At 74.0% G+C, this 24,381-nt stretch carries 25 protein-coding genes; 15 read left to right on the forward strand and 10 right to left on the reverse strand.

What is annotated here, in order from left to right; genetic code table 11:
• Positions 1-227 precede the first annotated feature (227 nt).
• On the forward strand, positions 228-944 hold the full coding sequence (locus ACZ66Z_RS19155; RefSeq protein WP_469935384.1) for a flavodoxin family protein: 717 nt from the start codon (positions 228-230) through the stop codon (positions 942-944).
• Between the two features lie 45 nt (positions 945-989).
• Here the strand turns inward: ACZ66Z_RS19155 and ACZ66Z_RS19160 are convergent, their stop codons facing one another.
• On the reverse strand, positions 990-2,246 hold the full coding sequence (locus ACZ66Z_RS19160; RefSeq protein WP_469935386.1) for an MFS transporter: 1,257 nt from the start codon (positions 2,244-2,246) through the stop codon (positions 990-992).
• A 138-nt stretch (positions 2,247-2,384) separates the two neighbouring features.
• Here ACZ66Z_RS19160 and ACZ66Z_RS19165 point away from each other — a divergent pair, with 138 nt between their 5' ends.
• The 4 genes from ACZ66Z_RS19165 to ACZ66Z_RS19180 all read left to right on the forward strand — a co-directional run bounded on the left by ACZ66Z_RS19165 (position 2,385) and on the right by ACZ66Z_RS19180 (position 6,260).
• Entirely contained in the window at positions 2,385-3,266 is an 882-nt protein-coding gene (locus tag ACZ66Z_RS19165; protein WP_469935388.1) for a winged helix-turn-helix transcriptional regulator, read from the forward strand.
• Positions 3,267-3,550: 284 nt separating this feature from the next.
• The gene (locus tag ACZ66Z_RS19170; protein ID WP_469935390.1) at positions 3,551-4,108 is read left to right on the forward strand and encodes a hypothetical protein; all 558 of its coding nucleotides are present in this window, start codon (positions 3,551-3,553) and stop codon (positions 4,106-4,108) included.
• A gap of 50 nt (positions 4,109-4,158) precedes the next feature.
• Positions 4,159-5,433, forward strand: a complete 1,275-nt coding sequence (locus ACZ66Z_RS19175) for a VWA domain-containing protein (protein ID WP_469935392.1) — start codon at positions 4,159-4,161, stop codon at positions 5,431-5,433.
• Positions 5,433-6,260, forward strand: a complete 828-nt coding sequence (locus tag ACZ66Z_RS19180) for a hypothetical protein (protein ID WP_469935394.1) — start codon at positions 5,433-5,435, stop codon at positions 6,258-6,260. Before ACZ66Z_RS19175 ends, ACZ66Z_RS19180 begins: the two co-directional genes overlap by 1 nt.
• 74 nt (positions 6,261-6,334) lie before the next feature.
• On the opposite strand, the gene ACZ66Z_RS19185 is transcribed toward ACZ66Z_RS19180, so the two are convergent.
• Positions 6,335-7,561 (reverse strand): MFS transporter, encoded by a 1,227-nt coding sequence (locus ACZ66Z_RS19185; protein ID WP_469935396.1) that lies wholly within the window; start codon positions 7,559-7,561, stop codon positions 6,335-6,337.
• A 77-nt stretch (positions 7,562-7,638) separates the two neighbouring features.
• Between ACZ66Z_RS19185 and ACZ66Z_RS19190 the strand changes: the two genes are divergently transcribed.
• Positions 7,639-8,019 carry a MerR family transcriptional regulator gene (locus ACZ66Z_RS19190; RefSeq protein WP_469935398.1) on the forward strand — a complete coding sequence of 127 codons (381 nt, stop codon included), beginning with the start codon at positions 7,639-7,641 and terminating at the stop codon, positions 8,017-8,019.
• 84 nt (positions 8,020-8,103) lie between these two features.
• On the opposite strand, the gene leuA is transcribed toward ACZ66Z_RS19190, so the two are convergent.
• Entirely contained in the window at positions 8,104-9,843 is a 1,740-nt protein-coding gene (leuA, locus tag ACZ66Z_RS19195; RefSeq protein WP_469935400.1) for a 2-isopropylmalate synthase, read from the reverse strand.
• 180 nt (positions 9,844-10,023) lie between these two features.
• Here leuA and ACZ66Z_RS19200 point away from each other — a divergent pair, with 180 nt between their 5' ends.
• A complete protein-coding gene (locus ACZ66Z_RS19200) occupies positions 10,024-10,716 on the forward strand; it encodes a FadR/GntR family transcriptional regulator (protein WP_469935402.1) in 693 nt (230 codons plus the stop codon).
• Between the two features lie 44 nt (positions 10,717-10,760).
• On the opposite strand, the gene ACZ66Z_RS19205 is transcribed toward ACZ66Z_RS19200, so the two are convergent.
• The 3 genes from ACZ66Z_RS19205 to ACZ66Z_RS19215 are packed head-to-tail and all read right to left on the reverse strand — an operon-like array spanning position 10,761 to position 14,125.
• Positions 10,761-11,192, reverse strand: a complete 432-nt coding sequence (locus ACZ66Z_RS19205; protein ID WP_469935736.1) for a MarR family winged helix-turn-helix transcriptional regulator — start codon at positions 11,190-11,192, stop codon at positions 10,761-10,763.
• Positions 11,193-11,249: 57 nt separating this feature from the next.
• Entirely contained in the window at positions 11,250-11,729 is a 480-nt protein-coding gene (locus ACZ66Z_RS19210) for a (2Fe-2S)-binding protein (protein ID WP_469935404.1), read from the reverse strand.
• 14 nt (positions 11,730-11,743) lie between these two features.
• On the reverse strand, positions 11,744-14,125 hold the full coding sequence (locus tag ACZ66Z_RS19215) for a molybdopterin cofactor-binding domain-containing protein (RefSeq protein WP_469935406.1): 2,382 nt from the start codon (positions 14,123-14,125) through the stop codon (positions 11,744-11,746).
• A gap of 222 nt (positions 14,126-14,347) precedes the next feature.
• On the opposite strand from ACZ66Z_RS19215, the gene ACZ66Z_RS19220 reads away from it, so the two are divergent.
• The 3 genes from ACZ66Z_RS19220 (at position 14,348) to ACZ66Z_RS19230 (ending at position 16,761) form a co-directional block, all read left to right on the forward strand.
• Positions 14,348-15,001, forward strand: a complete 654-nt coding sequence (locus ACZ66Z_RS19220; RefSeq protein ID WP_469935408.1) for a class I SAM-dependent methyltransferase — start codon at positions 14,348-14,350, stop codon at positions 14,999-15,001.
• 469 nt (positions 15,002-15,470) lie between these two features.
• Entirely contained in the window at positions 15,471-16,259 is a 789-nt protein-coding gene (locus tag ACZ66Z_RS19225) for a type 1 glutamine amidotransferase (protein WP_469935410.1), read from the forward strand.
• Positions 16,260-16,323: 64 nt separating this feature from the next.
• Positions 16,324-16,761: an OsmC family protein gene (locus ACZ66Z_RS19230; RefSeq protein WP_030689015.1), complete on the forward strand. Its 438-nt coding sequence runs from the start codon at positions 16,324-16,326 to the stop codon at positions 16,759-16,761.
• Positions 16,762-16,777: 16 nt separating this feature from the next.
• On the opposite strand, the gene ACZ66Z_RS19235 is transcribed toward ACZ66Z_RS19230, so the two are convergent.
• A complete protein-coding gene (locus tag ACZ66Z_RS19235) occupies positions 16,778-17,470 on the reverse strand; it encodes an RraA family protein (protein ID WP_469935412.1) in 693 nt (230 codons plus the stop codon).
• A 110-nt stretch (positions 17,471-17,580) separates the two neighbouring features.
• Here ACZ66Z_RS19235 and ACZ66Z_RS19240 point away from each other — a divergent pair, with 110 nt between their 5' ends.
• A complete protein-coding gene (locus tag ACZ66Z_RS19240) occupies positions 17,581-18,087 on the forward strand; it encodes a DinB family protein (protein ID WP_469935413.1) in 507 nt (168 codons plus the stop codon).
• Here the strand turns inward: ACZ66Z_RS19240 and ACZ66Z_RS19245 are convergent.
• Positions 18,084-19,562 carry a carboxylesterase/lipase family protein gene (locus tag ACZ66Z_RS19245; protein ID WP_469935414.1) on the reverse strand — a complete coding sequence of 493 codons (1,479 nt, stop codon included), beginning with the start codon at positions 19,560-19,562 and terminating at the stop codon, positions 18,084-18,086. The genes ACZ66Z_RS19240 and ACZ66Z_RS19245 overlap by 4 nt on opposite strands.
• Before the next feature lie 249 nt (positions 19,563-19,811).
• Here ACZ66Z_RS19245 and ACZ66Z_RS19250 point away from each other — a divergent pair, with 249 nt between their 5' ends.
• On the forward strand, positions 19,812-20,177 hold the full coding sequence (locus tag ACZ66Z_RS19250) for a hypothetical protein (protein WP_469935415.1): 366 nt from the start codon (positions 19,812-19,814) through the stop codon (positions 20,175-20,177).
• A 102-nt stretch (positions 20,178-20,279) separates the two neighbouring features.
• Here the strand turns inward: ACZ66Z_RS19250 and ACZ66Z_RS19255 are convergent, their stop codons facing one another.
• Positions 20,280-20,651 carry a cupin domain-containing protein gene (locus tag ACZ66Z_RS19255; RefSeq protein ID WP_469935416.1) on the reverse strand — a complete coding sequence of 124 codons (372 nt, stop codon included), beginning with the start codon at positions 20,649-20,651 and terminating at the stop codon, positions 20,280-20,282.
• A 302-nt stretch (positions 20,652-20,953) separates the two neighbouring features.
• Between ACZ66Z_RS19255 and ACZ66Z_RS19260 the strand changes: the two genes are divergently transcribed.
• From ACZ66Z_RS19260 to ACZ66Z_RS19270, 3 genes are all read left to right on the forward strand, one after another.
• Positions 20,954-21,391, forward strand: coding sequence for an SPW repeat protein (locus ACZ66Z_RS19260; RefSeq protein ID WP_469935418.1), 438 nt, complete (start codon positions 20,954-20,956; stop codon positions 21,389-21,391).
• A gap of 213 nt (positions 21,392-21,604) precedes the next feature.
• On the forward strand, positions 21,605-21,961 hold the full coding sequence (locus tag ACZ66Z_RS19265) for a DUF805 domain-containing protein (protein ID WP_469935420.1): 357 nt from the start codon (positions 21,605-21,607) through the stop codon (positions 21,959-21,961).
• Between the two features lie 188 nt (positions 21,962-22,149).
• Positions 22,150-23,439 carry an ATP-binding protein gene (locus tag ACZ66Z_RS19270; RefSeq protein ID WP_469935422.1) on the forward strand — a complete coding sequence of 430 codons (1,290 nt, stop codon included), beginning with the start codon at positions 22,150-22,152 and terminating at the stop codon, positions 23,437-23,439.
• Here the strand turns inward: ACZ66Z_RS19270 and ACZ66Z_RS19275 are convergent.
• Positions 23,417-24,355 (reverse strand): carbohydrate kinase family protein, encoded by a 939-nt coding sequence (locus ACZ66Z_RS19275; protein WP_469935424.1) that lies wholly within the window; start codon positions 24,353-24,355, stop codon positions 23,417-23,419. The two genes, ACZ66Z_RS19270 and ACZ66Z_RS19275, sit on opposite strands and share 23 nt — an antisense overlap.
• Positions 24,356-24,381: the final 26 nt, after the last annotated feature.

Raw genomic sequence — 24,381 nt, forward strand, 5'->3', positions numbered from 1 at the left:
GTGCGCGGGCCGGTCCGAGTCGGGAACACCTGTCATGACCGTGAGGCCACGCGGGTGATCGGACAGCCGACTTCGTCGGCGTCGGCATGGCGTCGGGTCGTTCCGTCCCACGGGGCGGGACAGTGGACGGGATTTTCGGCTGCCCCGTCCCGGAGCCCCGTCGACGTCGGCAGCCGGGCGCGTTTCGCCGCCCGACCCGCCCACTCGTCCGCAGGGGAAACGCATCCATGACCGACATCGGCACGTCCTACCGGGGTCTCCGCGCCCTGGTGATCAACTGCACGCTCAAGCGTTCACCGGAGCGGAGCCACACCCAGGGGCTGATCGACATCAGCACCGGGATCATGGAGCGCCAGGGCGTCGAGGTCGACGTGCTGCGGGCGGTGGATCTCGACATCGCGACCGGCGTGTGGCCGGACATGACGGAGCACGGCTGGGAGACCGACGAGTGGCCCGTCATCTACTCGCAGGTGATGGCCGCGGACATCCTCACCCTGGCTGGACCCGTGTGGCTGGGAGACAACTCCTCGGTCATGAAGAAGGTGATCGAGCGGCTGTACGCCTGCTCGTCGATCCTCAACGAGCGCGGCCAGTACGCCTACTACGGTCGTGTGGGCGGCTGCCTGGTCACCGGCAACGAGGACGGCGCCAAGCACTGCGCGATGAACGTCCTCTACAGCCTCCAGCACCTCGGATACGTCATTCCGCCGCAGGCGGACGCGGGCTGGGTCGGCGAGGCCGGCCCGGGCCCGTCGTACCTCGACCCCGGCTCCGGCGGTCCGGACAACGACTTCACCAACCGCAACACCACCTTCATGACCTGGAACCAGCTCCACCTGGCGAGGATGCTCAAGGAGGCCGGCGGCATCCCCGCCCACGGAAACCAGCGCTCCGAGTGGGACGCCGGCTGCCGCTTCGACTTCGAGAACCCCGAGCACCGCTGAGCGCGGGCCGGAACGGTCGTCCGACGGTGCCGTGGCGCCAGGACCTCAGACGAGGTCGCGGTGGCGGCCCACCTTGCTGGAGAAGAGGTAGAGCGGGGGCAGGAGGGCGGCGGCGCAGACGGTCCAGAGCGCGGTACGGGCGCCGAAGTGGGTGGCGAGCAGGCCGGCGGTGAGCGCGCCGAGCGGCAGCGCGCCCCAGGAGACGAAGCGGACCGTGGCCATCACACGGGACAGCAGCTCCGGCGGCGACTGCGTCTGCCGGTAGGTGCGGGTGGTGATCGAGCCGATGACGGAGCCGAAGGCGAAGCCGGCGTTGCCCAGGGCGAACCAGTACGCGTCCCCCGCCGACGTGGTCAGCGGGGCGAGCAGGAGCAGCGCGCCGCCGGCCAGATCGGCCACGATGACGCCCCGCGCGGTGCCGAGGCGCGTGGTCACCCGGACCGCGACGGCGGCGCCGGCGAGCGCGCCGACCCCGTCCATGGCCAGGACGAGACCGAGCTGTACGGAGTCGAAGCCGGCCCCGCGGACCAGGTAGAGGGGGGTGAGGGCGACGAGGGCCGCGTTGAGGAAGTTGGCGGCGGTCGCCCAGACCGTGCAGGGGCGCATGACCGGGTGCCCGGTGACGTACCGCAAGCCCTCGCGCATCAGCCGCAGCGGGCTCTCGCCGGTGCGGGGCGCGGGGCGGCTCTCGGGGAGGGTGCGCAGGAGCACGGCGGAGGCCAGGTAGCTGGCGGCGTCCACGACGAGCGCGGCGACCGGGCCCGTCGCGCCGATCAGGACGCCGCCGAGGGAGGGGCCGCCGGTGTCGGTGACGGCGTGCGTGCCCGACATGACGCTGTTGCGGGCCGCCAGCTGCCGGGCCGGGACGACGGCGGGCAGGAAGGTCGAGTTGCCGATGTCGAACAGCACGGTCGCCGAGCCGGTGACGAGCGCCGCGAACAGCAGGTGCGGGTACGTGAGGGTGCCGAGCCACCAGGCGAGCGGCAGCGATCCGAGCGCCGCGAACCGTACGAGGTCGAGCGCGACCTGGAGGCGGCGCAGCGGTACGCGCTGTGCGACGACGCCCGCCGGGAGGCTGAGCAGCAGCCAGGAGACCTGCCCGGCGGCGGCGAGCAGGGCGACCTGGAAGGCGGTGGCGTCGAGAACGGTGAGGGCGACGAGCGGCAGAGCGAGGGCCGTGACGGCGGTGCCCGCGCCGCTGACGGTGGCGGCGGCCCAGAAGCGCCAGAAGACGCCCGGCGATGAGGCCTCCCGTTCGTCGTCGCGTCGGTCGTGCTCCTGGATCGCTCGTGTTCCGCTCATGCGGAGCCCACCCCCGGGTCTCGTCAGTCTCTTTTGGGAACTCACTTGTTCCGGGTGAGTTTCTATCGGGAACCGACCTCATGGCGCAAGATGGTCCCGACGAACGACCGCCGTGCGCGCAGAAGGGGAGACGCAGTGATGAGGTCGGTTCCCGAGCGGGACGCCGCCTGCGCGATCGCGCAGGCGGCGGCGGTGGTCGGCGACTGGTGGAGCCTGCTCCTGATCCGGGAGACCGCCCGGGGGCACCACCGGTTCGACGCGCTCCAGGAAGAGCTGGGCATCTCCCGGAAGGTGCTCACCGAACGTCTGGCGCACCTGGTGGAGGCGGGGGTGCTGGAGAAGGTCCCCTACCAGGAGCGGCCGACGCGGCACGAGTACCGGCTGACCGAGAGCGGCAGGGGGTTGCTGCCGGTCCTGCTGTCGATGCAGGACTGGGCCGACCGCTGGCTCCTCGGCGACGGCTCGCTCAGCGGCACCGCCGACGGGACGAGCGCGGAGGCACGGCGCGTCGCGGACCTGACGGGCCGGCGGCTGCCGCGCCTGCGGCTGCCCGGCCACCGGGACGGCGCGCCGGTCGACCCGGTGGCCGACGGCGTGGCCACCGTCCTGTTCTGCTATCCGGCGACCGGGAGCCCCGGCCCCCTGCCGGAGGGCTGGTCACAGATCCCGGGCACCGTCGGCTGCACGCTGGAGAACCGTCTCTTCCGGGACGCGTACGAGGACTTCCGCGCGGAGGGCGCGGAGGTGCGCGGCGTCAGCACCCAACGCCCCGACGAGCAGCGTGCGTTCGCGAGCCAGGAGGACATCCCCTTCACCCTCCTCTCCGACGTCGACCTCCGTCTCGCCGCCGCCCTGCGCCTGCCCACCTTCCGCGCCGGACAACTGCTGCGACTGAAACGGTCCGTGCTGGTCGTCGACCGCGAGGGCACGGTGCGGCACGCGCGCTTCCCGGTGACGGACATCCCGGCAGCGGTGAGCGAGGCGCTGGGCGAGGTGCGGCGCCTGGCCGCGGAGGACTGACGCCCACGGGATCGACCACCTCACCGACCGGAACGCGACCTTCACGGCCTGGAACCCGATGCACGGGGCGGGGCTCCTGACACGGTCCGGCGACGCCCCGGCGCACGGGAACCGGCGCTCGGTCCGGGGCGCCGGGCGCGGGCCCGAGCCCCCCCGTCCGGAGCACCGCCGACCGCGCCTTCCGAGGGTTGGGACGTGCGCCACACCGGCTTGACGTGCACACAGGTGAGACTTAGCTTCGCCTTACCTAAGTTATGCCGTCCTTACGTCCGGAAGATCAACTCATGTCCAGAACCGCGCAGGAGCTCAGACCCGCGCAGGAGCTCACCCCCTCCTGGCTCCTCACCGCCCTCGGGCTCGTCGCCACCGCCGGCATCGCGGCGGCCTGCTGGACCGCCGGACACGTCCACGCGGACGCCTCCCTGCTGACGGTGGCCCGCTTCCTCCACGTCGCCTCCCTCGTCGTCGGGCTCGGTTCGGTGCTCGCCGTCGACTGGCTCGCCGTGCTCTGGCTGACCGGGAAGCGGCCGCTGGCCTCCGTCCTCGACACGGCCGTCGCCCTCCAGACGCCGATCTGGGCCGGGCTCGGCGGACTCGTCGTCTCCGGCCTCTTCCTCCGCCCCGACCTCCACTCCCCGTTGACCCTGGTCAAGCTGGGCCTCGTCGTCGCCGTCACCCTCAACGGCCTGTGGGCCCACCGGCTCGGCCAGCTCCTGGAGGTCCACCGCACCGGCACCGTCCCGCGCCGGCTGCTCGTCCGCTCGGGCCTCGCCGCGACCGTCAGTCAGACCGGCTGGTGGGGCGCCTGCGTCATCGGTTTCCTCAACAGCCAGGGGAGCTGACCCCCCACCCCGGTTTTGGTTTGTCGGACGATCATCAATACGATCCGGCGATGATCACGAGAAAACGGCTGGCGACCGGGGCCTGCGCGCTGCTCGCCGCCCTGAGCGCCGCGCTCCTGCCGACGGGCGCGGCCGCCGACGAACCGGTGGCGAAGGAATCCCCCAAGGTCGAGCTGGTCCTCGACGTCAGCGGCTCCATGCGGGCCAAGGACATCGACGGCAAGTCCCGCATGAGCGCCGCCAAGCAGGCCTTCAACGAGGTCCTGGACGCGGTGCCGGAGGAGGTGCGGCTCGGCATCCGCACGCTCGGCGCCGACTACCCCGGCAACGACCGCAAGCGCGGCTGCAAGGACACCCGCCCGCTGTATCCGGTCGGACCGCTCGACCGGACCGAGGCCAAGACCGCCGTCGCCACCCTCGCCCCGACCGGCTGGACGCCGATCGGCCCGGCGCTGCTCGGCGCGGCCGACGACCTCGGCGAGGACGGGGCGACCAAGCGGATCGTGCTCATCACGGACGGCGAGGACACCTGCGCCCCGCTCGACCCGTGCCAGGTGGCGCGGGAGATCGCGGCGAAGGGCATCCACCTCGTCATCGACACCCTGGGCCTCGTGCCGGACGCCAAGACCCGGCAGCAGCTCACCTGCATCGCGGAGGCGACCGGAGGCACGTACACCTCGGTCCACCGCACCGACGAACTCTCCCGCCGCGTCCGGCAGTTGGTCGACCGCGCGGCCGACCCGGTCGTCACCCCCGTGGCCACGCGGGGCGCGGCGCGGTGCGACGGGGCGCCGCAGCTGGAGCCCGGTCTCTACACGGACCGCGAGTCCTTCGGCGAGCACCGCTGGTACCGGGTGGACCTGCTGCCCGGCCAGGAACTGCGCGCCTCCGTCAGCGTGTCGGCCGACCGGGCCGTCAACGACGACTACGGGGTGCTGCTGCGCGCCGTCACGCTCCACGGCCGGGAGGTCGTCCGCGGCTCCGAGGCGGGCGACGGACGCACGGACGTGATCTCGACCGGACTGCGCTACCCGAAGCCGGAGGCCGACGACGGGCCCGGGGACACCGAGCCGGCGGCCGAGACGGTCTGCCTCCAGGTCAGCAACTCCTTCTCCGCTCCCCCGTCGGTCAAGACGACGCCGGGCATGCCGGTCGAGCTGACGGTGGACGTCGTCGACGGCCCGTCGAGCGCGTCGGACGTCGCCTCGTTCGGTCTCGGCCGCGGCTGGTGGCTGCTCGGCGTGCTGGTCCTCGCCGGCTTCCTGGCCGGTCTGCTCTGGGGCTGGCTGTCCCGCTGGCGCGTCGCCGTCTGGAGGACCAACTGATGCGTACCGTACGCGTGCTCGCCACGGCCGTGCTCACCGGCGCCGCCCTGCTCGGCCTCGCGGCCCCGGCCGCCCTGGCCGACTCGCCCGGCCCCTCGGCGTCCTCCTCCGGGGAGGCCGGTCCCACGGAGGCCGGCACCACCTTCCGTACGGCCGCCCGGTTCCTCCCGGGGCAGCAGGCCACGGCACAGGCCGCCACGGGTGACTACCTGTACTGGGTGTTCCCCGCCGACACCGGGGAGCGGCCGACCGTGCGGGCCACGGTCACGCTGCCCGACGCCGCCCTGCGGCACGGGCCCGCCACCTGGCGGATCGACGTGTACGACGGGCTGCGGCGGCGTCAGCCGTGCATGTACGGGATGCAGTCCCGCACGGCGGCGAAGGAGGCCGCGACCGTGGAGCTGGCCTGTGTGCTGCGCCCGGTCCGGGCCTCGGCCGACGCCTGGGCGAACGACCCGCTGCCCGGCAGCTACCACGTCCGGCTGACCGTCACCGGCGGCCCGGACGAGGACCTCGGCCAGCCGTTCACCGCGCGGATCGGGGCCGACGTCCTCGACGAGGGCGGCGCCCACGCCACGGACGGCTCGCTCGCCGCGCCGCTCGTCCCGGGGGCGACCACCGCCGACCGGGCGAAGGCGGACGAGGACGCCGGCCGGAAGACCGCCGTCGAGGCGGCGGCCCCGGAGGACGGCTGGTCCTCCGGCTGGTGGTCCGACCGCTGGGTCTGGACCCTCGCGGGCGGCGTCCTGGCCGCGCTCGCGGGCATCGGCGGCTACGTCCTGACGCGCGGCACGGGCCGCCCGTCCCGGGTGCCGCCGGCCGTCTGAGCCGGCTCGGAACGCACCGGGGCCCCCACCGCACGCGGTGGGGGCCCCGGTGCGTCCGGCGGGACGGGCCGGGTTCACCCGCGGGCCGGGAAGCCGTGGGCGCGGGCGCCGGTCACGAGGGCGAGCACCGGGACGAGCAGCACGAGGACGCTCCAGGGCAGGGCGCCGGCGCCGAGCCCGTCGAGGAGGAGGCCGCCCGCGACGCCGCCCGCCGCCATGGCCGCGTTCCAGAGGCTGACCAGCATCGTCTGCGCGGTGTCGGCGTCGTCCCCGCCCGCCTCCGCGACGGCCGTCTGCAGGAGGGTGGGCGCACCGCCCCAGCCGAGGCCCCAGAGCGCCGCGGCCACGAGGACCGGGGCGGTGCTCGCCGCGGGGACGGCGAAGGCGGCCGCGGCGACGGCGAAGAGGAGCGTTCCGGCGAGGGTCAGGGCCCGGAGCCGGCGGTCGACGTGACGACCCGTGAACCAGATCCCGACGAGCGAGGCGGCGCCGAAGACCAGCAGGACGAGGCCGGTGGAGCCGGCGAGGCCGAGGTGGTCGAGATAGGCGGCGACATAGGCGTAGAGGACGGTGTGGGCCAGGACGAGGGCGAAGGTGACGGCGAGGACGGGGAGGACGCCGGGGGTGCGCAGGGTGCGGGCGACCGGCGCGCGCCCGCCGCGCGGTTCGCCCGGCAGGTCGGGGACGGCGAGGACGATCCAGCCGAGGAGCGCGACGGCGATCACGGTCATGGCGGTGAAGGCGGCCCGCCAGCCGACGGCGTCGCCGAGGAAGGTGCCGGCCGGGACGCCGAGGGAGAGCGCGAGCGGGATGCCGGTCATCGCGACGGCGACCGCGCGGCCCTGGAGGTGCGCGGGGGCGAGGCGGCGGGCGTAGCCGGCGAGCAGGGCCCAGGCGACGCCCGCGGCGACCCCGGCGAGGAAGCGGGCGCCCATGGTGAGGACGTACGAGGAGGAGACCGCCGTGACCGTGTTGGCGGCGGCGAAGCCGGCCGTCGAGGTGAGCAGCAGGTGCTTGCGGCGCCGGTCGGCGGTGCGGGCGGCCAGCGGGACGGCGGTGAGGGCCGTGCCGAGGGCGTAGGCGGTGACCGACTGCCCCATGGCGGCCTCGCCGACGCCGAGGTCGGCGCTCATGCCGGGCAGGACCCCGGCCGGGAGGGTCTCGGTGAGGCTGGTGACGAAGACGGCGGTGGCGAGGGCGAGCAGTGCCGGAAGGGGCAACCGGCCGGACGCGGGGCGGAGTTCGGGGCGGACGGGCGCGGGAGGGGCGGGAGCGGCCGCCCCTGTCGTGTCGTGGGTCATGTCCGTATGCTCGAACCCTCACACCGATGTGAAGGTCAAGCGATTCCCTGGCGAGCGATTCCCCGGAGGGGCTTTCGATGAGGATCGGCGAGCTGTCCGAACGCACCGGCACGCCGCGCAGACTGCTGCGGTACTACGAGGAACAGGGCCTCATCGTCGCGGACCGGCTGCCGAACGGCTACCGGGTCTACGACGGGTCGAACGTGGACCGGGTGATGCAGATCCGGGGCCTGCTCGACGCCGGACTGCCCACCCGGATCATCAAGCAGATCCTCCCCTGCCTGAACAGGCCGAGGACCATCCACTTCCCCGACGCGACCCCGGAGATGCTGGAGACCCTGGAGAACGAGCGGGACCGGATGACCAACCGGATCCGCTGCCTGACCCGGAACCGGGACGCGGTGGCGGAGTACCTCGACGTGGTGCGGGCGAAGTTGGCGGCGGGCTCGTCGGCGTAGCCCGTGCCCGCCGCGCGGCCTGGCGGCCGTCGTGCCGCTCCACGGAGTGCGGCGGCGTCGGCGCGGCCGGGCGCGGGGACGGCCTCATGCCGTGTGCGCCCGGTTCACGGCGGAGAGGACGGCCTGCACCGAGGCGGTGAGGACGGAGGTGTCCAGGCCCGCGCCCCAGGCGGTGCGGTCCCCCACCCGGCACTCGACGTAGGCGGCGGCCTCGCCCGCGCTGCCCGTGGTGACGGCGTGCTCGGCGAAGTCGAGCACGTCGACGGTGTCGGCGACTCCGGCCCGGGTGAGCGCGTCGGCCAGGGCGGACAGCGGCCCGTTCCCCCGGCCCTCCGCGGGCGCGGTGCGGTCGTCGACGCGCAGGACGCAGGTGAAGCGGTGCCCGTCCTCCGCGTCGCGGTCGGCGCTCCAGGACTCCAGGGCGACGGGGCCGCCCCCCCGGCCGGGCTCCAGGTAGGCCGTCCGGAAGAGCGCGCGGAGGTCGTCGGGGGTGGCTTCGCGGCCGGTGTCGTCGGTCACCGCCTGGACGGCCCGTGAGACGTCCGGGCGCATCCGGTCCGGCAGGTCGAGGCCGTGGCGGGTGCGGAGCAGATGGGCGACCCCGCCCTTGCCGGACTGGGAGTTGACGCGGATGACGGCCTCGTATCCGCGGCCGAGGTCGGCGGGGTCGAGGGGCAGGTAGGGCACGTTCCAGGGGGCGAGCTCCGGCGGGACCCCGGCCTCGGCGGCGTCCTCGGCGTGCCGGGCGAGACCCTTGCTGATGGCGTCCTGGTGGGTGCCGGAGAAGGCGGTGTGGACGAGGTCGCCCGCGTAGGGGTGGCGGGGGTGGACGGGGATCCGGTTGCAGTGCTCGACGACGTCGCGGACGGCGTCGATGTCGGAGAGGTCGAGCATGGGGTCGACGCCCTGGGCGTAGAGGTTGAGGGCGAGGGTCACCAGGTCGACGTTGCCGGTGCGTTCGCCGTTGCCGAAGAGGCAGCCCTCGACGCGCTGGGCTCCGGCGAGGACGGCGAGTTCGGCGCAGGCGACTCCGGTGCCGCGGTCGTTGTGGGGGTGGACGGAGAGGATCACGGAGTCCCGGCGGTCGAGGTGGCGGTGCACGTACTCGATCTGGTCGGCGTACACGTTCGGGGTGGAGATCTCGACGGTCGCGGGCAGGTTGTGGGTGACCGGCCGGTCCGGGCTCGCGTCCCAGAGCGCGGTGAGGCCGTCGCACAGCTCCAGGACGTAGTCCGGTTCGGTGAGGTTGAAGGTCTCCGGGGAGAACTGGAAGCGGATGTCGGCGCCCGGGCGGGCCTCGGCGAGCCGCGCCATGAGCGCGGCGGCCTCGTGGACGGTGCGCCGGACCTCGGCGCGGTCGCGGCCGAGGACGGTCTCGCGCCAGACCGGCGAGGTCGCGATGTAGAGGTGGACGACGGCGCGGGGCAGACCGTCGACGGCCGCGAAGGTGCGCTCGATGAGTTCGGGGCGGGCCGGGGTGAAGACGACGGGAGTGACGTCCTCGGGGACGGCTCCGGCGGCGACGAGTCCGGCGAGGTGGCGGACGAAGTCGAAGTCGGCGCGGCTGGCGGAGGGGTAGCCGACCTCGATCTCCTTGAAGCCGGTGCGGACGAGCAGGTCGAAGAAGCGGCGCTTGCGCTCGGTGTCCATGGGCTCGGCGAGGGCCTGGTTGCCGTCGCGGAGGTCGACGGGGACCCAGAGCGGGGCGCGCTCCAGGCGGGCGGCGGGCCAGTGGCGGTCGAACTCGGGTACGTGGACGCGCTCCTGGAACGGGCGGTAGCGGTGGTACGGCATGGGGCTCGGGCGCTGGGGATCGCGGATCATGGCGGGTACCGTATCCACTCCTCAGCTCCTCAGACAAGTACTCCTCAGACAAGTTCGTCGACTTCGGGTACATTCCTCGCAGCGTTCCCGCGATCCGGAGGACGCGCCCGGGATCCGGACCACGTGCCCGGGATCCGGGCAGCAGAGAAACACCGGACCATCAGAGAATCAGGTGACCCCATGCCGCTCGACGCCCTGCGCCCCAGCCCTCTGGTCGAACAGGCCACCGAGCGGCTGCGCGAGCAGATCGTCCGGGGCCACTGGCCGGTCGGCACGAAACTCCCCGGCGAGACCACGCTCGCCAAGGAGCTGGGCGTGGGACGCTCCACGGTCCGCGAGGCGCTGCGGGCCCTGGCGGGCGCGGGCCTCGTGCAGCCCCGGCAGGGCGCCGGCGTCTTCGTGACCGCGACCCGGCCGACGGAGGACTGGCCGGCCCGCCTGCGCAGGGCGGCGGTGACGGACGTCTACGAGGTGCGGATGCTGGTCGAGGTGGAGGCGGCGCGCCTCGCGGCGCTGCGCCGGACCGAGGAGGACGTGACGGCGATGCGGGAGGCGCTGACGGGGCGGCGGGAGGCCGCAGGGGGCGACGACGCGGCCTTCGTGGACGCCGACATCGCCCTGCACGCGACGATCGTGGCCGCGGCTCGCAACCCGGTCCTGAGCGATCTGTTCGGGGAGTTCGCGCCGGTGCTCCGCGAGGGCCTGATCGAGCTCCTGGACCTGCTCGGCCTCCGGGGCACGGACCTGCGGCACGGCGAGGACGCTCACGCCGACGTGGTCCGAGCGGTGGAGGCGGGCGATCCCGAGGAGGCCGCGCGCCTGACGCGGCAGGAACTGGAGTCCACGCTCGCCCTGCTCCAGTCGACGCCCTGAGCCCGCGGGGCGGTACGGAACCGGGCCGGGGGGCTCCCCGTCGCTCAGGCCGGGTCGACGAAGACGACCGGAACCTCGTTGTCCTGGACGACCCGGCCGAGCAGGGCCGCCAACCGCTCGCGCTCGGGTGCTCCGAGCCCCGAGGGCAGCTCCTCGATCCGCCGGCAGGTCTCCGTGTAGAAGTCCTCGGCGACGCGCGCGCCGTCCTCGGTGAGCGTCACCCGCACGGCCCGCCGGTCCTCCGGGTCGGGTTCGCGGCGGACGAAGCCGAGGCGGGAGGTCCGGTCGACGAGCCCGGTCAGACTGGACTTAGCGAGCCCCAGCTTGGTGCCGAGCTCGCCCATCCCGGACGGGCCCGGCATCAGGACGCAGAGCAGCTGGCCCTGTTGCGGCGTCAGCCCGTACTCCCTGCCCGCCTGCGCGTAGACCGCGTTCACGAGGAACGCGCCGCGCACCAACGCGGTGACCACGCTCATCTTCCCGCCGTCGTCCTTCGCCATGCGGCAAGAATACCTTCGTGGTGCGAACCGATCTCATCCCATCCGGCGGGCGCCCTCCAGGACGGCCCGCCGGATGCGGTGGTAGGTGCCGCACCGGCAGATGTTGCGGATGGTGTCGAGGTCGGCCTCGGTGACCTCGCGTCCCGTCTCGCGCACCCGGCGGACGGTGGCCACCGCGGCCATGATCTGGCCCGGCTGGCAGAAGCCGCACTGGGCCACGTCGAGGTCGAGCCAGGCCTCCTGCATGGGATGGAGCTCGGCGCCGACGGTGTCCGGGAGGCCCTCGATGGTGGTGATCTCGTCGGTCGGGGCCACGTCGTCGACGCGCACGGCGCAGGGGGTGAACGCCTTGCCGTTGAGGTGGCTCGTGCAGGCCCGGCAGACGCCGACCCCGCAGCCGTACTTGGGGCCGGTGACGCCGAGGACGTCCCGGAGGACCCAGAGGAGCCGGACGTCGCCCTCGACGTCGGCGGTGACGGCCTTGCCGTTCAGGATGAAGGTGTGCTGCGGCACGGGGGCTCCAGGTCTCAGACGGTGCGGTCGCGGCCGTCGGTGGGCGAGGTCGGGACGGGCGGGACGGTCGGCAGGGGCGTGAAGGCGAGCGGCTCGGCGTGGTTGACGGGGAAGACCGTCGGCATCGAGCCGGTGGCCCGGCCGTAGGCGCAGGCGACGGCGGCCATGGCGCCGGCGACCGCCAGCTCCCCCGCACCGCCCGGCTCGTCGCCGCTCGGCGGCATCACGATGATCTCCAGCTCGGGCGGGGTGTTCCACTGCCGGGTGTAGAAGTACTGGTCCCAGCTGCCTTCGAGGAAGTGCCCCTCGCTCAGGTGGAGCCCGGACGTCAGGGCGAGGGCGATGCCGTCGGAGATGCCGCCCGTCATCTGGGCCTCCAGGCCGCGCGGGTTGACCGCGAGGCCGACGTCGACGGCGCAGACGACCCTGGCCACGCGGGGCCCGGTGTACGCGCCCGGGATCGTGCGTCCGGTGGTCTCGGGACGGCAGTCGATCTCGGCGAGGACCGCGACGGCGGAGTGGTACTCGGTGTGGACGGCGATGCCCCGGCCCGTGCCGGCGGGCATGCTCCGGCCCCGCTCCCCCGCCTCGGCGACCTCGTCGAGGACGGCGCGGGCCCGCGCGTCCTTGAGGAGCCGGCGCCGCATCGCGTACCGGTCCCGGCCCGTCCGCCGGGCCGGTTCGTCGATGACGAGCTCCTGGGCGCAGCGGACGTTGGGCGAGTAGATGTTCCGCATGGAGCCGGTGTTGAAGCCCTTGTCGGTCTCGGCGAGGAGCTGGGTGGTGACGCCGAGGTGGTAGGGGCTGATCTGGGTGAGCTGGAACATCGTCTCGGAGAAGGCCGCGTCGGCGACGGGGAGCCGGGCCGCCTCCGCCGTGAGGACCTCGCCGATGCCGTGCCCGAAGTCGGTGGCCACGGAGGTGTGGCGCTGCTCGTACGTGAGGACCTCGCCGAGCGCGTGGGTGGCCCGGACCCGGGAGGCGGACATCGGGTGCGTACGGCCCTGGCGGAAGTCGTCGGTGCGGTGCCACATCAGCTTCACCGGCTTGCCGAGGGCCCGGGAGATCTCGGCGGCCTCGTGGGCGGCGTCGGAGAACAGCTTGCGGCCGAAGGAGCCGCCGCCCTCGGTGACGTGGACGCGGACGGCGGTGGGCGGCAGGCCGAGCGTGAGGGCGATCTGTTCCTGGGCGACGATCGGCGCCTTGAGCGAGGCCCAGATCTCGGCCGAGTCCTTCCGCACGTCCGCGATCGCGCAGTTGGTCTCCAGGGCGGCGTTGCTGGCGAAGTGGAAGGTGAAGCGGGCGTCGACCGCCTGGGTGAGGAGCGGCAGCGGCGGGACGGCGAGCGGGAGTTCGGCCCGGCGGAGCTTCTCCAGGACCGTGGCGTCGGAGGCGCCCTCGGCCGTGCCCGGTCCCCAGTCGACGCGGAGGGCGCGGACGGCGTCGACGCACTGGCCGAAGGTGCGGCCGCGGACGGCGACGCCGGTGGAGACGGTGACGACGTCGGTGATGCCGGGCATGGCCCGGACCTCGGCGAGGTTGGCGACGGAGCGGACCGTGCCGTTGATGGTCGGCGGCCGGCAGACCATGGTGGGCAGCGCGTCCGGGACCTGGAGGTCCATGGCGAACTTCTTGCGCCCGGTGACCGCTTCGAGGGCGTCCACGCGGCGCTGCCCGGTGCCGATGACGCGGAAGCGGTCCGGGTCCTCGAGCGTGACCTCCACCGCCGCGTCGGCGAGGGCGGCGGCCTTGACGGCCAGTTCGCCGTAGCCGAGGAGCGCGCCGGCCGGGGAGACGACGGTGCCGGCCTTCGTCGTGAGGGCGTCGACGGCCTCGCCGAGGACGAGGGAGGCGGCGTGGAGGAGCCGTCCGCGGGCGAGGGCGGCGGCGACCCGGATGGGGGTGTAGGTGGAGAAGGTGGTGTTGGAGCCGCCGGTGAGCTGGTTGAAGAGCAGCTCGGGACGGGCGTCGGCGAGGGTGACCCGCACCTTGTCCAGGGGCAGGTCGAGTTCCTCCGCGACGATCATGGCGCTGGAGGTGGTGACGCCCTGGCCGACCTCGGCGCGGGGCAGGGCGAAGTGGGCGGTGCCGTCGGTGTCGACGCGGATGGTGATGAGGTGGCCGGTGGGCAGGGCGGCGAGCGTGAGGAGCTCGTTGAGGTCGAGGAGTTCGGCCGGTCCCGGCAGCGAGGGGACGAGGGCCGGTGTCGCCGCGGCGGCCGGGCGCGGGGCGAGGGCCTCGGCGCCGAGCTGGGCGGCGACGGTCAGGGTGGGCGCCGCCAGGACGTACCCGAGGAACCGGCGCCGCCCGATGCCGGGTGCGCTCCGGTCGGCCGGGCGCGCGTCCCCGGCGCCGCTCGTGTGGTCGTCGTCCCGCGCGGGGTGCCGCCTCGCCATTCGGTGTGCCTTTCGCCGTGAACCCGGCGGGCTGCTCCCGGGTGTCCTCAGAGACGACGATCACCGCTCATGTGCGGGACCCCCGGGAGCCGTTCGGACGTGGACGTCCTGGGGAGACGCCCCGCGAGGGCGTCGTGCGCGGGGGCGCCGGGTGGCGGAGGGCGGCGTGCGCGGAGCGCCGGGTCGCGGAGGGCGTCGTGACGCCGTCGTAGGGTCCCGTTCATGACCGAAGCCGCGCACGTCACCGCCACCCGCCGTTCCTACGACACCGTCGCCGTCGACTACGAGCGTTTGCTCGCCCACCAGTTGGCGACGGCGCCGCTGGACCGGGCGATGCTCGCCGGCTTCGTGGAGAAGGTGGAGGCGGCGGACGGGCCGCGCACGATCGGCGACCTGGGCTGCGGAACGGGCCGGGTGACCTCCCACCTGCGGGAGACGGGAGCCGACGCCTTCGGCGTGGACCTGTCGCCCGGGATGATCGCGGTCGCCCGGGACACCTACCGGGGGCTGCGCTTCGAGGTGGGGTCCATGACCGGACTCGACCTGCCCGACGCGTCGCTCGGCGGGGTCCTCTCCTGGTACTCGACGGTGCACATGCCCGAGGACGAACTCGCCGCCTGTTTCGCCGAGTTCCACCGGGTCCTCGCGCCGGGCGGGTACGCGCTGGTCGCCTTCAAGGTGGGCGACGAGCGGGTGCGGCTGGAGCGGGCGTACGGGCACGAGGTCGCCCTCGACGTGTACCGCTGGTCACCCGACCGTCTCGCGGCCCTGCTGGGCGCGGCGGGCCTGGTCGAGTCGGCCCGTCTGGTGCGGGAGCCGGACTCCGGGGAGAAGACGCCGCAGGCCTTCCTCCTGGCGCGCAGGCGGCACGCCTGAGCCGGGCCGCGGAACGGCCCCCCGGCTCCGGAGGCCGGCACGGGGCCGGAACCCGGCGCGGGGCCGTCCGCGGAGGCGGGTGCCCGAGCGGAGCTGGGCGCGGGAGATCCGGGCGCGCTGGCCGCCGCCCGCGATCAGGGCGTTGACGGAGACCATCGGGTCCCCGCCGACCGACTTGGCGAGCAGCGCGCCGACGACCAGCGGGCCGAGGGCCACCGCGAGGGCCGTGCCGGTGGCGGTGACGTGCTGGAGGCGGCGGTTGCGCCGGGCGTCGAAGGTCATGGCCCCAGTTCATCGGCGGGCGGCGGTCCGCCGCATCGGTCGGGGTACTCAGCCGTCCGTACCGCGCTACTCAGGCGTCCTCGCCCACCGGTGCCCAAGGGCTCCCGCATCGGCGCTTTCTCGGCGATCCTCGGGGGAGCGAACGCACCCGGGCGTTCCGGGACGGGACATGGGGAGCGGGGCGACCGTGACGACGGGGACGAGGGAGACCGGTGCGGCCGGAGCGGGTGGGGCGGAGCACGGCGGGCCGGTCGTGCTCGTCGTGCAGCACGAGGAGGGCGCCGGCCCCGGCCTGGTCGGCGAGCACCTCGTGCGGGCCGGGCTCCGCCTGGACGTGAGGCGTGCCTGGCGGGGCGAGGCGCTCCCGGGGACGCTGGGCGGCCACGCGGGGCTGATCGTCCTCGGCGGGGCCGTGAACTGCGAGGACGACGGGGCCGCGCCCTGGCTGCCCGGGGTCCGCACGCTCGTCCGCGAGGCCGTGGCCGGGGAGGTGCCGCTGCTGGGGATATGCCTGGGCGGCCAGATCGTCGCCCACGCCCTGGGCGGTTCGGTGGCGCGGCGGCCCCAGGGGCCCGAGGTGGGTGCCGTGCCGCTGCGCAGACTGCCGGCCGCCGAGGGCGACCCGGTGCTCGGCGGGGTGCCGGAGGGCGCTCCGGCGGCGCAGTGGCACTGGGACGAGGTGGACCGTCCGCCGGCCGGCGCCGTGCCGCTGCTGACGGGTGACGACTGCCCGTACCAGGCGTTCCGGGTGGGCGGCGCGGCCTGGGCGGTGCAGTTCCATCCGGAGGTGGACGCGGAGACGGTCGCGGCGTGGGCGGCGGCCGAGGGGGAGGAGCTGCGCTCGGCGGGCGGCGACCCCGGGGCGGCGGTGGCGGCGGTACGGGAGGCGGAGCCGGAACTCCGGTCGGTCTGGGGCGCGGTGTCGGAGGCGTGGGGCGCGGTCGTCCGTGCCCGCGCGGACGCGCGGGGCGTCTGAGGCTTCCGTCGCCTCCGGCGCGTACCGTACGGGAACACGCACGTGAACGAAGGAGCCCACCGTCATGGCCGACTACCGGATCGAGACCGTCCGCACCGGGTACCGGAACTGGACCGCCCGCAACGACCGGGGCGCGGAGGTCCGGATGGCCGCCGCCGACGACGCGGACGCGCAGCCGTCGTTCACGCCGGTCGAGTTGCTGCTCGCGGCGATGGGCGGCTGCGGCGGCCTCGTCGTCGACCGGACGGCCCGGGCGGTGGACCACGACGACCTGCGGATCGTGGTGGAGTCGGTGTCGGGACCGGAGGACGACGGCCGGGTGGGCCGGATCCGGGTGAGCTACGAGTTCGACCTGCCGGACAACAACCCCAAGGCGGCCGAGGTGTTCGCCCGGGGGGTGCGCCTGACGCACGAGAAGTTCTGCACGGTGAGCCGGACCGTGGAGCACGGGGCGCGCGTGGAGGCGATCCTGCCGGACGGCACGGTCGGCTTCGAGGGCTGAACCGCGGGCGGCGCGGTCACTCCTCGATCGCGCCGCCGATCCGGCGCAGGTGGCGGCGGAAGGTGTACGAGGGGTCCTCGGCGCGGCCGGCGAGGTACTCGTCGAAGCGGGTCTGGACGCGCAGGGTCTCCCCCGCCCGGATCCGGCGGGCCTGTTCCCGCTCGGTGCGGAAGAGGGACCGGGCGGTCTCCAGGACGGCGTCCACGCGGTCGGCCGTCACGAAGAGCACGCCGTCGTCGTCGCCGAACACCACGTCGGCGGCGGTCACCAGGTGGTCGCCGAACCGCGCGGTGGTCAGCGCGTCCGGGTCCTGGTCGTCGAGGTGGACGGGGCCGGGTGCGTGGCGTCCGTACGAGAAGACGGGCAGTCCGATCTCGATCAGGTCCGGGGTGTCCCGGTGCAGGCCCCAGACGACGACTCCGGCGACGCCCGCCGCTTCCGCCTCCAGGACGGCGAGGTCGCCGATGCAGGCCTCGTCGCGGCGGCCCGCGTTGTCGATGACGAGGACGTCCCCGGGCGCGGCGCGCGTGAAGGCCTCCAGGAAGACGTCGACGCTCCCGTAGTGGCGGACGGGCAGCACCCGGCCGGCGACGCGCTGCCCGGCGGTGACGGGCAGGATCCCGGCGGGCGCGGCCCGCAGCGGCTCACCGAGCCGTACGCAGGCGTCGGCGATCAGCGGCGTGGAGAGCTCGGCGAAGTCCTTCGGCATCTGGCGTTCCGATCCGTCCGTGGCGGGTGGGCTGGGCCCGATGCTAGGGGGTGCGGTGACATCGATAAATGCTTCGACACCGGTCACGGTGATCGGGGACGCTTCGCACGATGACCAGAATCGACGACACACCGCCCGCGTGGGACGAGCGCACCCAGCTCACCACGTTCCTCGATTACGCCCGTGACACCGCCCGAGCCAAGTGCGAGGGCGTCTCCCCGGAGAACGCCCGCAAGGCCCTCCTGCCGGGCTCGCCGCTGATGACCATGAGCGGCCTGATCAACCACCTCCGCTGGGTCGAGTACTACTGGTTCCAGGTGGTCTTCCTCGGCGAGGAGGACCAGGGACCGTGGACCGAGGAGGACCCCGACCGCGAGATGCGGATCGCCGTCGACCTCCCCCTCCCGCAGCTGCTCGACGAGTACGCCGCGCAGAGCGCCCGCTACCGCGAACTGGTCGCAGGGAACGGCCTGGACGCCAAGGCCGAACGCCCGGTGCGGAGCGGCCTCCACGTCGACCTCCGCTGGATCCTCCTCCACCTCACCGAGGAGACGGCCCGCCACAACGGCCACCTGGACATCCTGCGCGAGCTGCTCGACGGCACGACCGGCGACTAGGCCGTCTCCCTCGGACCGCTCGACCGTCCCGGTCGGTCGAGCCAGAGTTCACGCACTCCGCGCACGGCGTCCGGGGCGGTCCGGGGTTCCGCGTCCCAGATCTTCACGGCCCGCTCCACGGCGGTGTAGCGCGGCCAGTCGGCGCCCGGGTCCTGGTCGGTGACGAACGCGACCCACGCCCGGTGCAGGGCGTCGGCGAGCGCGCGCGGCGGCTCGGCCCCGGCGACGGCCGCGACGCCCTCGGCGTCGAGGAGGTCGAAGGCGAAGGGCAGGTCCAGGCAGTGGAAGGCGAGGCCGACGGCCGGCGAGCGCCAGCGGAACTCGTAGAACCAGGTGGGGCGTTCACGGGCGGCGCGGGCGTCCGCGACGGCGAGGTTCGGGGCGCGGAAGAGCGTGTCCGTCAGCGCCTGGCCGAAGTACCGCTCCTCACCGCCCGCCGCGTACGCCTCGGTGAAGGCGTCGACCCCGGCGGGGTCCAGACCGAGCCCGCCGAGGAGGACGGGCAGCGGCGGGGCGCCGGGGCCGGGCGGGGGGACCATCGTGAACTCGTCCTCGGTGAAGCCGAGCATCAGCGGTACGTCCGCGCCGGCCCCGCCCGTCGTCAGGGCGTCCAGGACGGGCACGGGGAGCAGCTCGCCGTCGGCGAAGGGGGCGAGGGCCGGCATCGGCGGCAGTCCCTCGCGGTCCGGACCCGGCGCGGACATCCGGTCCTGGAGGTCGAGGAGCTCGTCGTCGGTCAGGTCCCGCAGGGCCGCGACGGTCGCCGGGACGCCGGTGCGGGACGTGAACAGCCGGGCCGCGGCGCGGGCGGCCTCGGGGCCGTCGGGCCGCACGACCGCGCCCGAGACGGAGAGCGCGCCCCGGAACAGGCCCCGCGCCGACGGGACCGCGAGTAGCGTCTGCACGGCGCCGCCGCCCGCCGACTGGCCGGCGACCGTGACCTTCGCCGGGTCGCCGCCGAAGGCCGTGATGTTGTCCCGCACCCATTCCAGGGCCGCGATCCAGTCCCGTACGCCCCGGTTGTCCGGCGCGCCCTCCAGGTGCAGGAACCCCTCGATCCCGAGGCGGTAGCCGACCGAGACGAGCACGACTCCGTCCCGGTTGAACGCGGCGCCATCGTACCAGGGGCTCGCCGCCGAACCCGCCACGTACCCGCCGCCGTGGATCCAGACCAGCACCGGCAGACCGGCCTCCGGATGCGCCGACGGTGTGAACACGTTCAGGTTCAGCACCCCCGCGCCCGGGATCGACGGCTCCGGGATCGTCGTGACCTCGGCGAACGGTCGGCGCTGGGCCGTCGGCCCGTACGCCGTCGCGTCCAGCGGCTCCGACCAGGGCTCCGGCGGTACGGGGGCCGCGAAGCGGAGCCCGCCGACGGGCGGCTGCGCGTACGGGATGCCGAGGAAGCGCAGGCTGCCGTCCGCGCGGCGCTCGCCGCGCACGGGACCTCGGGCGGTGGTGACGGTGGTGCTCATGGGGCGCTGCTCCTTCTGCGCGGGCACGTGGGGCCGGAAAAGGAGCCTGTCACCGCGTACTTACACGTGTCAATCCCGTGTCGACCCGGTGTGCTCCGCCGCCGGAGGCCGACTGCCGGAGACCAGCCTTGGAGACCGACCGTCGGAGCCGTGAGAGACCGACCGCCGGGGCTACGGGCCTTCGCGGGCCCGCCCCCTAGACTCGGAAGCTCGACAGGGACCCTCGGGTCGTGGGGGAAGGCGGCGGTGATGAGATGGGACGCCGGAGCCGTGGGATGGACGCTCTGGTTCCTGTCCGGGGCCGCCCTCATGGCCGCCGGGGTGATCTGGAAGGGGCGGGCCGTACGGCCGTTCGCCGCCTCGCGGGCGCGGTCCGTCGCGCAGCGGGAGTACGCCCGGGACCTCCGGCGGGCGGCCGACCACGTGATCGCGGAGGCCCGCCGGTCCGCCGGCGAGGGGGAGCCGGCGATCGTCACCGTCGGGGCGGTGGTGCGGACGGCCGAGGAGCGGTACGGCCGCACGGAGGTGGAGCGGCGGCACGCGGCGGCGGCGCTCCGCCAGAGGTTCGAGCACTGGCGCTGCGCCGCCGACTGCGTCACCGACGCCTATGGATAGGACCGCTCGCCCCGCGGGGACGCCCGCGGCAGGGCCCCGCGGGCGACCGCGTCCCTCGCGCACCGGCGCGACCGCAGGGCGAGAACGGCGCGAAGGCGCCCGTCAGGAGGACTGCGGCATGGCGTAGTCCGTGAAGCCCGTCCAGTCGATGACCACACAGGGCTCGTCGCCGAGGACCCAGGCGTCGTGTCCGGGCTTGACCTCCATGTAGTCGCCCGCTCCGAACTCCGCCGTCTCGCCGTCGTCCATGACGACCTTCATCCGGCCGCTGACCACGTACCCGACGTGCGAGGCCTGGCAGCTGTCGGTGCCGGCGAGGGGCTTGATGTGCTTGGTCCACTGCCAGCCCGACTCGAAGACGGCCCGGCCCACCGAGCCCCCGTCGCCGTTGATCAGGTCCAGCCTGCCCTTGCCGTCCTCGAAGGGACGCGTCTCGTCCGCTGAGTCGAAGCTCTTTCGTACGATGCCGGCCATCGCGCACTCCCGGCGGTGGGAAAGTCCGGTCCCCGAGTCCATTTCCAGGCTACGCCGGGACGGCGCGGGCCACCGGACGGAGGAGGCCCGCACCTCGACACGAGGAAGGGTCCGGTTCCGCGTCGAGTTTTCGTCGAACGGAAAGGCACCTTGGTGAATCCCTTCATGTCGATCACCCTTTTTCTGTACACATCTCTCACCGGGCGGATCTACACATAAAGGACATATAAGAGCACAATGGAGCAGCGGCGCAATCGCCGCAGTGCGGCCAGACACGAACGACGCCGAAGGAGGCGAGTCACATGGCCGACGTCTCTCACCGTCACGGTGACATCACAGGACACCCCGACGCCCCGGAAATGCGGGACCGTTACGCCCGCATGCTCCAGACCAGGGGTGTCGCGGCGGTCGAGGAGCTCGTGATCCTCGCCGGCGTGTACGCCGCGATCTCCGCGTGGACGGTCCACTTCGCCGCCGCCCGGCCGGAACTCGCCATCAGCAACCTGATCGTCGGCATCTCCCTCGCGGTGCTCGGTCTGTGCATGTCGATGGTCCCCGAACGGTCGCAGGACCTGAACTTCGTCGTCCTGCTCATGGGCGCGTGGCTGATCGTCTCCCCGTGGGTGGTGTCGCGGAACCCCGACACGGGCACGATCCTCAGCAACGTGATCACCGGCGCGTGCGTCTGCCTGTTCTCCCTCACGGCCGGCGGACTGCTGATGACCAAGAGGAGGACGTGACGTCCTGACCCTCGCCCCCGACATCCATCGATCCTCTCCCGGAACGGCGGCGCCTCCTCTCCCGGAGGTGCCGCCGTTCACCGCGTCCTGCGCGTGAACTGCGTTTGCCGGGAGGCGAATTGACCCGCACGCTTTCCGCTGCATACGTTCTGCACAAGGCTTGCCCCACCGGGACAGGCTCCCGCTCGCACACCCAGTCCTCGGGGGGACAAAGTGAACTGGTATCTCGACGTTCTCAAGAAGTACGTGGTGTTCGACGGCCGCGCGCGCCGCAAGGAACACTGGATCTTCCTCCTTTTCAACATCATCGCGGTGCTCGTCGTGCTGGCGGTCGACCTGACGATCGGCACCTTCCCGCTGCTTTACGCGGTGTACTTCCTGGCCGTGCTGCTGCCGCACCTGGGCGTGATGGTCCGCCGCCTGCACGACACCGGCCGCTCCGGCTGGTGGCTCCTCATCGGTCTGATCCCGCTGGTCGGCTGCATCGTCCTGATCGTCTTCCTCGCGACCGAGGGCGAGCGGCAGCAGAACGCCTACGGCCCGAACCCGAAGGCGGCCCAGGCCCACTGACGCTCCCCGCTCCTTCGCCGAAACCCCCGGAAGGCCCGCTCCCGGGGGTTTCGCGCCTTCCGGAAGCGGGTGCATAGAGCCGGTACGGAGTGATGGACCGCGCCTCCTTGTGCAGGGTGGCGCAGGCCCCGGCCCCGCCGTCCCGCCTAGCCTCGCCGCAACAGCACGAACGAGGGGCGGTACCACCGGTGAACTGGCACATCCACGACTACCGCGAGAGCGATCTCGCCGCCGTCGTCCATCTGATCGACACCACCGCCGAGCTCGGGCAGGAGTCCGTCTTCTCCCTCGCCGAGTGCATCGGCGCCCTCACCACCCGTCAGCCGGCCGTGGTCGCCGTGCACCAGGGCGCCCCCATCGGGGCGGCGCTCGCCTGCGTCTCCGGCGAGCGGGCCTGGGTCATGCGGATCGCGATCTCCTCGGCGTGGCGCGGGCGCGGCCTCGCCAGCGCCCTGCTCGTGGAGCTGGAACGCCGGCTCGTCGCGGCACGCGTCGGGCGCATCGCGTACGTCCTGCCGGAGGAGGAGCTCCTCGGCGAGGGCCTGCTGAACGCCGGGTACACGCGCCAGCCGGCCGTCGCGTACTTCGAGAAGGTGGAACCGCTGCACGGCCCCGCCGCCGGGCTCCTGGACGACCTGGGCGGCCGGCTGCTCCCGGGCGACCTGTGGGCGAAGGTCGCCGGCATGGAACGGGAGAAGGACCTGATCGAGCGCCGGGTGGTGCTGCCGCTGGCCGAGCCGGAGCGGGCCACCCGGCACGGGGTGCGGCCGCCGCGCGCGATCTGCCTGTTCGGCCCGCCCGGCACCGGGAAGACCACGTTCGCGCGGGGCATCGCCTCCCGGCTCGGCTGGCCCTTCGTGGAGATCCTGCCGTCCCGCCTCGCCGACGAGGGGAACCTCGCCGCCGCCCTGCGGTCCGCGTTCGCGCGGATCGCCGAGCTGGAGCGGGTCCTGGTCTTCATCGACGAGGTCGAGGAGATCGCCCCGGTCCGCTCGGAGCCCGCCCAGCCGGGCGGCATGCACGGGGTGACGAACGAGCTCCTGAAGCTGATACCGGGCTTCCGGGAGCGCGACGAGCGCCTGCTCGTCTGCGCGACCAACTCGATCCGCTCCCTCGACCCGGCGTTCCTGCGGCCCGGCCGGTTCGACTACCTCATCCCGATCGGCACGCCGGACAAGGCGGCGCGGGCCGCGATCTGGTCCCGCTACACCGACGGGCGACCGGACGTCGACATCGACGAACTGGTGCTCGCGAGCGAGCTGTTCACCCCCGCCGACATCGAGCACGCGGCGCGGATCGCCGCCCAGGCCTCCTTCGAGCGGGACCTGGTCGCGGTCGGCGGACGCGGCGGGGACGTCCCGGCGCCCGGCGCGAGCACCGCGGACTACCTGGAGGCCATCGCCGAGTGCCGGCCGACGGTCACGCCGGAGATGGTCGAGCAGTTCGCCTCGGACATCACGACACACGCCCGGGTCTGAGGGCGAACTCCTCCCGGGCCGCGTCCAGTTCGACCCGGTCGGGCGGCAGCGCGCCGGCCCGGGAGACCGTGACGGCCGCCGCCGCGCCCGCCCCGCGCAGCAGCCCCGCGAGGTCCTCGGGGCCGAGGCCGTCGAGAGCCTCCCGCCCCCGCCCGGCGAGGAGGTCGAGGACGGCCGACATGAAGGAGTCGCCCGCGCCGACCGTGTCGACGACGGTGACCGTCGGCGCCTCGACGGCGGCCGTGTGGTGCCGGGTGAGGGCGAGCGAGCCGGCCGCGCCCCGGGTGACCAGGACGACGGCCGGGCCGAGGGCCAGCCAGCGGGCGGCGACCGTCCGCGGGTCCTCGCCGGGGTACAGCCAGGCCAGGTCCTCGTCGCTCGCCTTCACCAGGTCGCTGAGCGCGACGCAGCGCTCGACGCGGGCGACGGCGGCGCCGTGCTCCCCCATCAGGGCGGGCCGCACGTTCGGGTCGTAGCTGACCGTGGCCCGGTCGCGGAGCCGCTCGACCTCGGCGAGGACGGTGGCCGCGCCCGGAGCGGTCACGGCGGCGATCGAGCCGATGTGCACATGGGCGGGCGTCCCGGCCGACGGCGCGCCGGTCTCCAGCGTCCAGGCGATGTCGAAGGCGTACGCGGCCCGGCCCTGCCCGTCGAGCCCGACGACCGCCGACGGGGTCCGTGCCGGAACGCCGCCGATCTCCACCCGTACCCCCGCGCCCTCCAGATGGTCCGCGATCAGCCGACCGGCGGGGTCGTCGGCGAGCTGGGTGAGCAGGCCGACGTCCCGGCCGAGGCGGGCGAGGCCGTAGGCGACGTTGGCGGGGCTGCCGCCCGGGTGGACACGGTCGGCGGCGCCGGAGCCGGCGGGGGCGCGGACGATGTCGGCGACGCACTCGCCGATCACCAGGAAGGACATGGGTCGGATCTCCTCGGGGAAACCTG

It is taken from the genome of Streptomyces sp. NPDC107498, assembly GCF_055582805.1.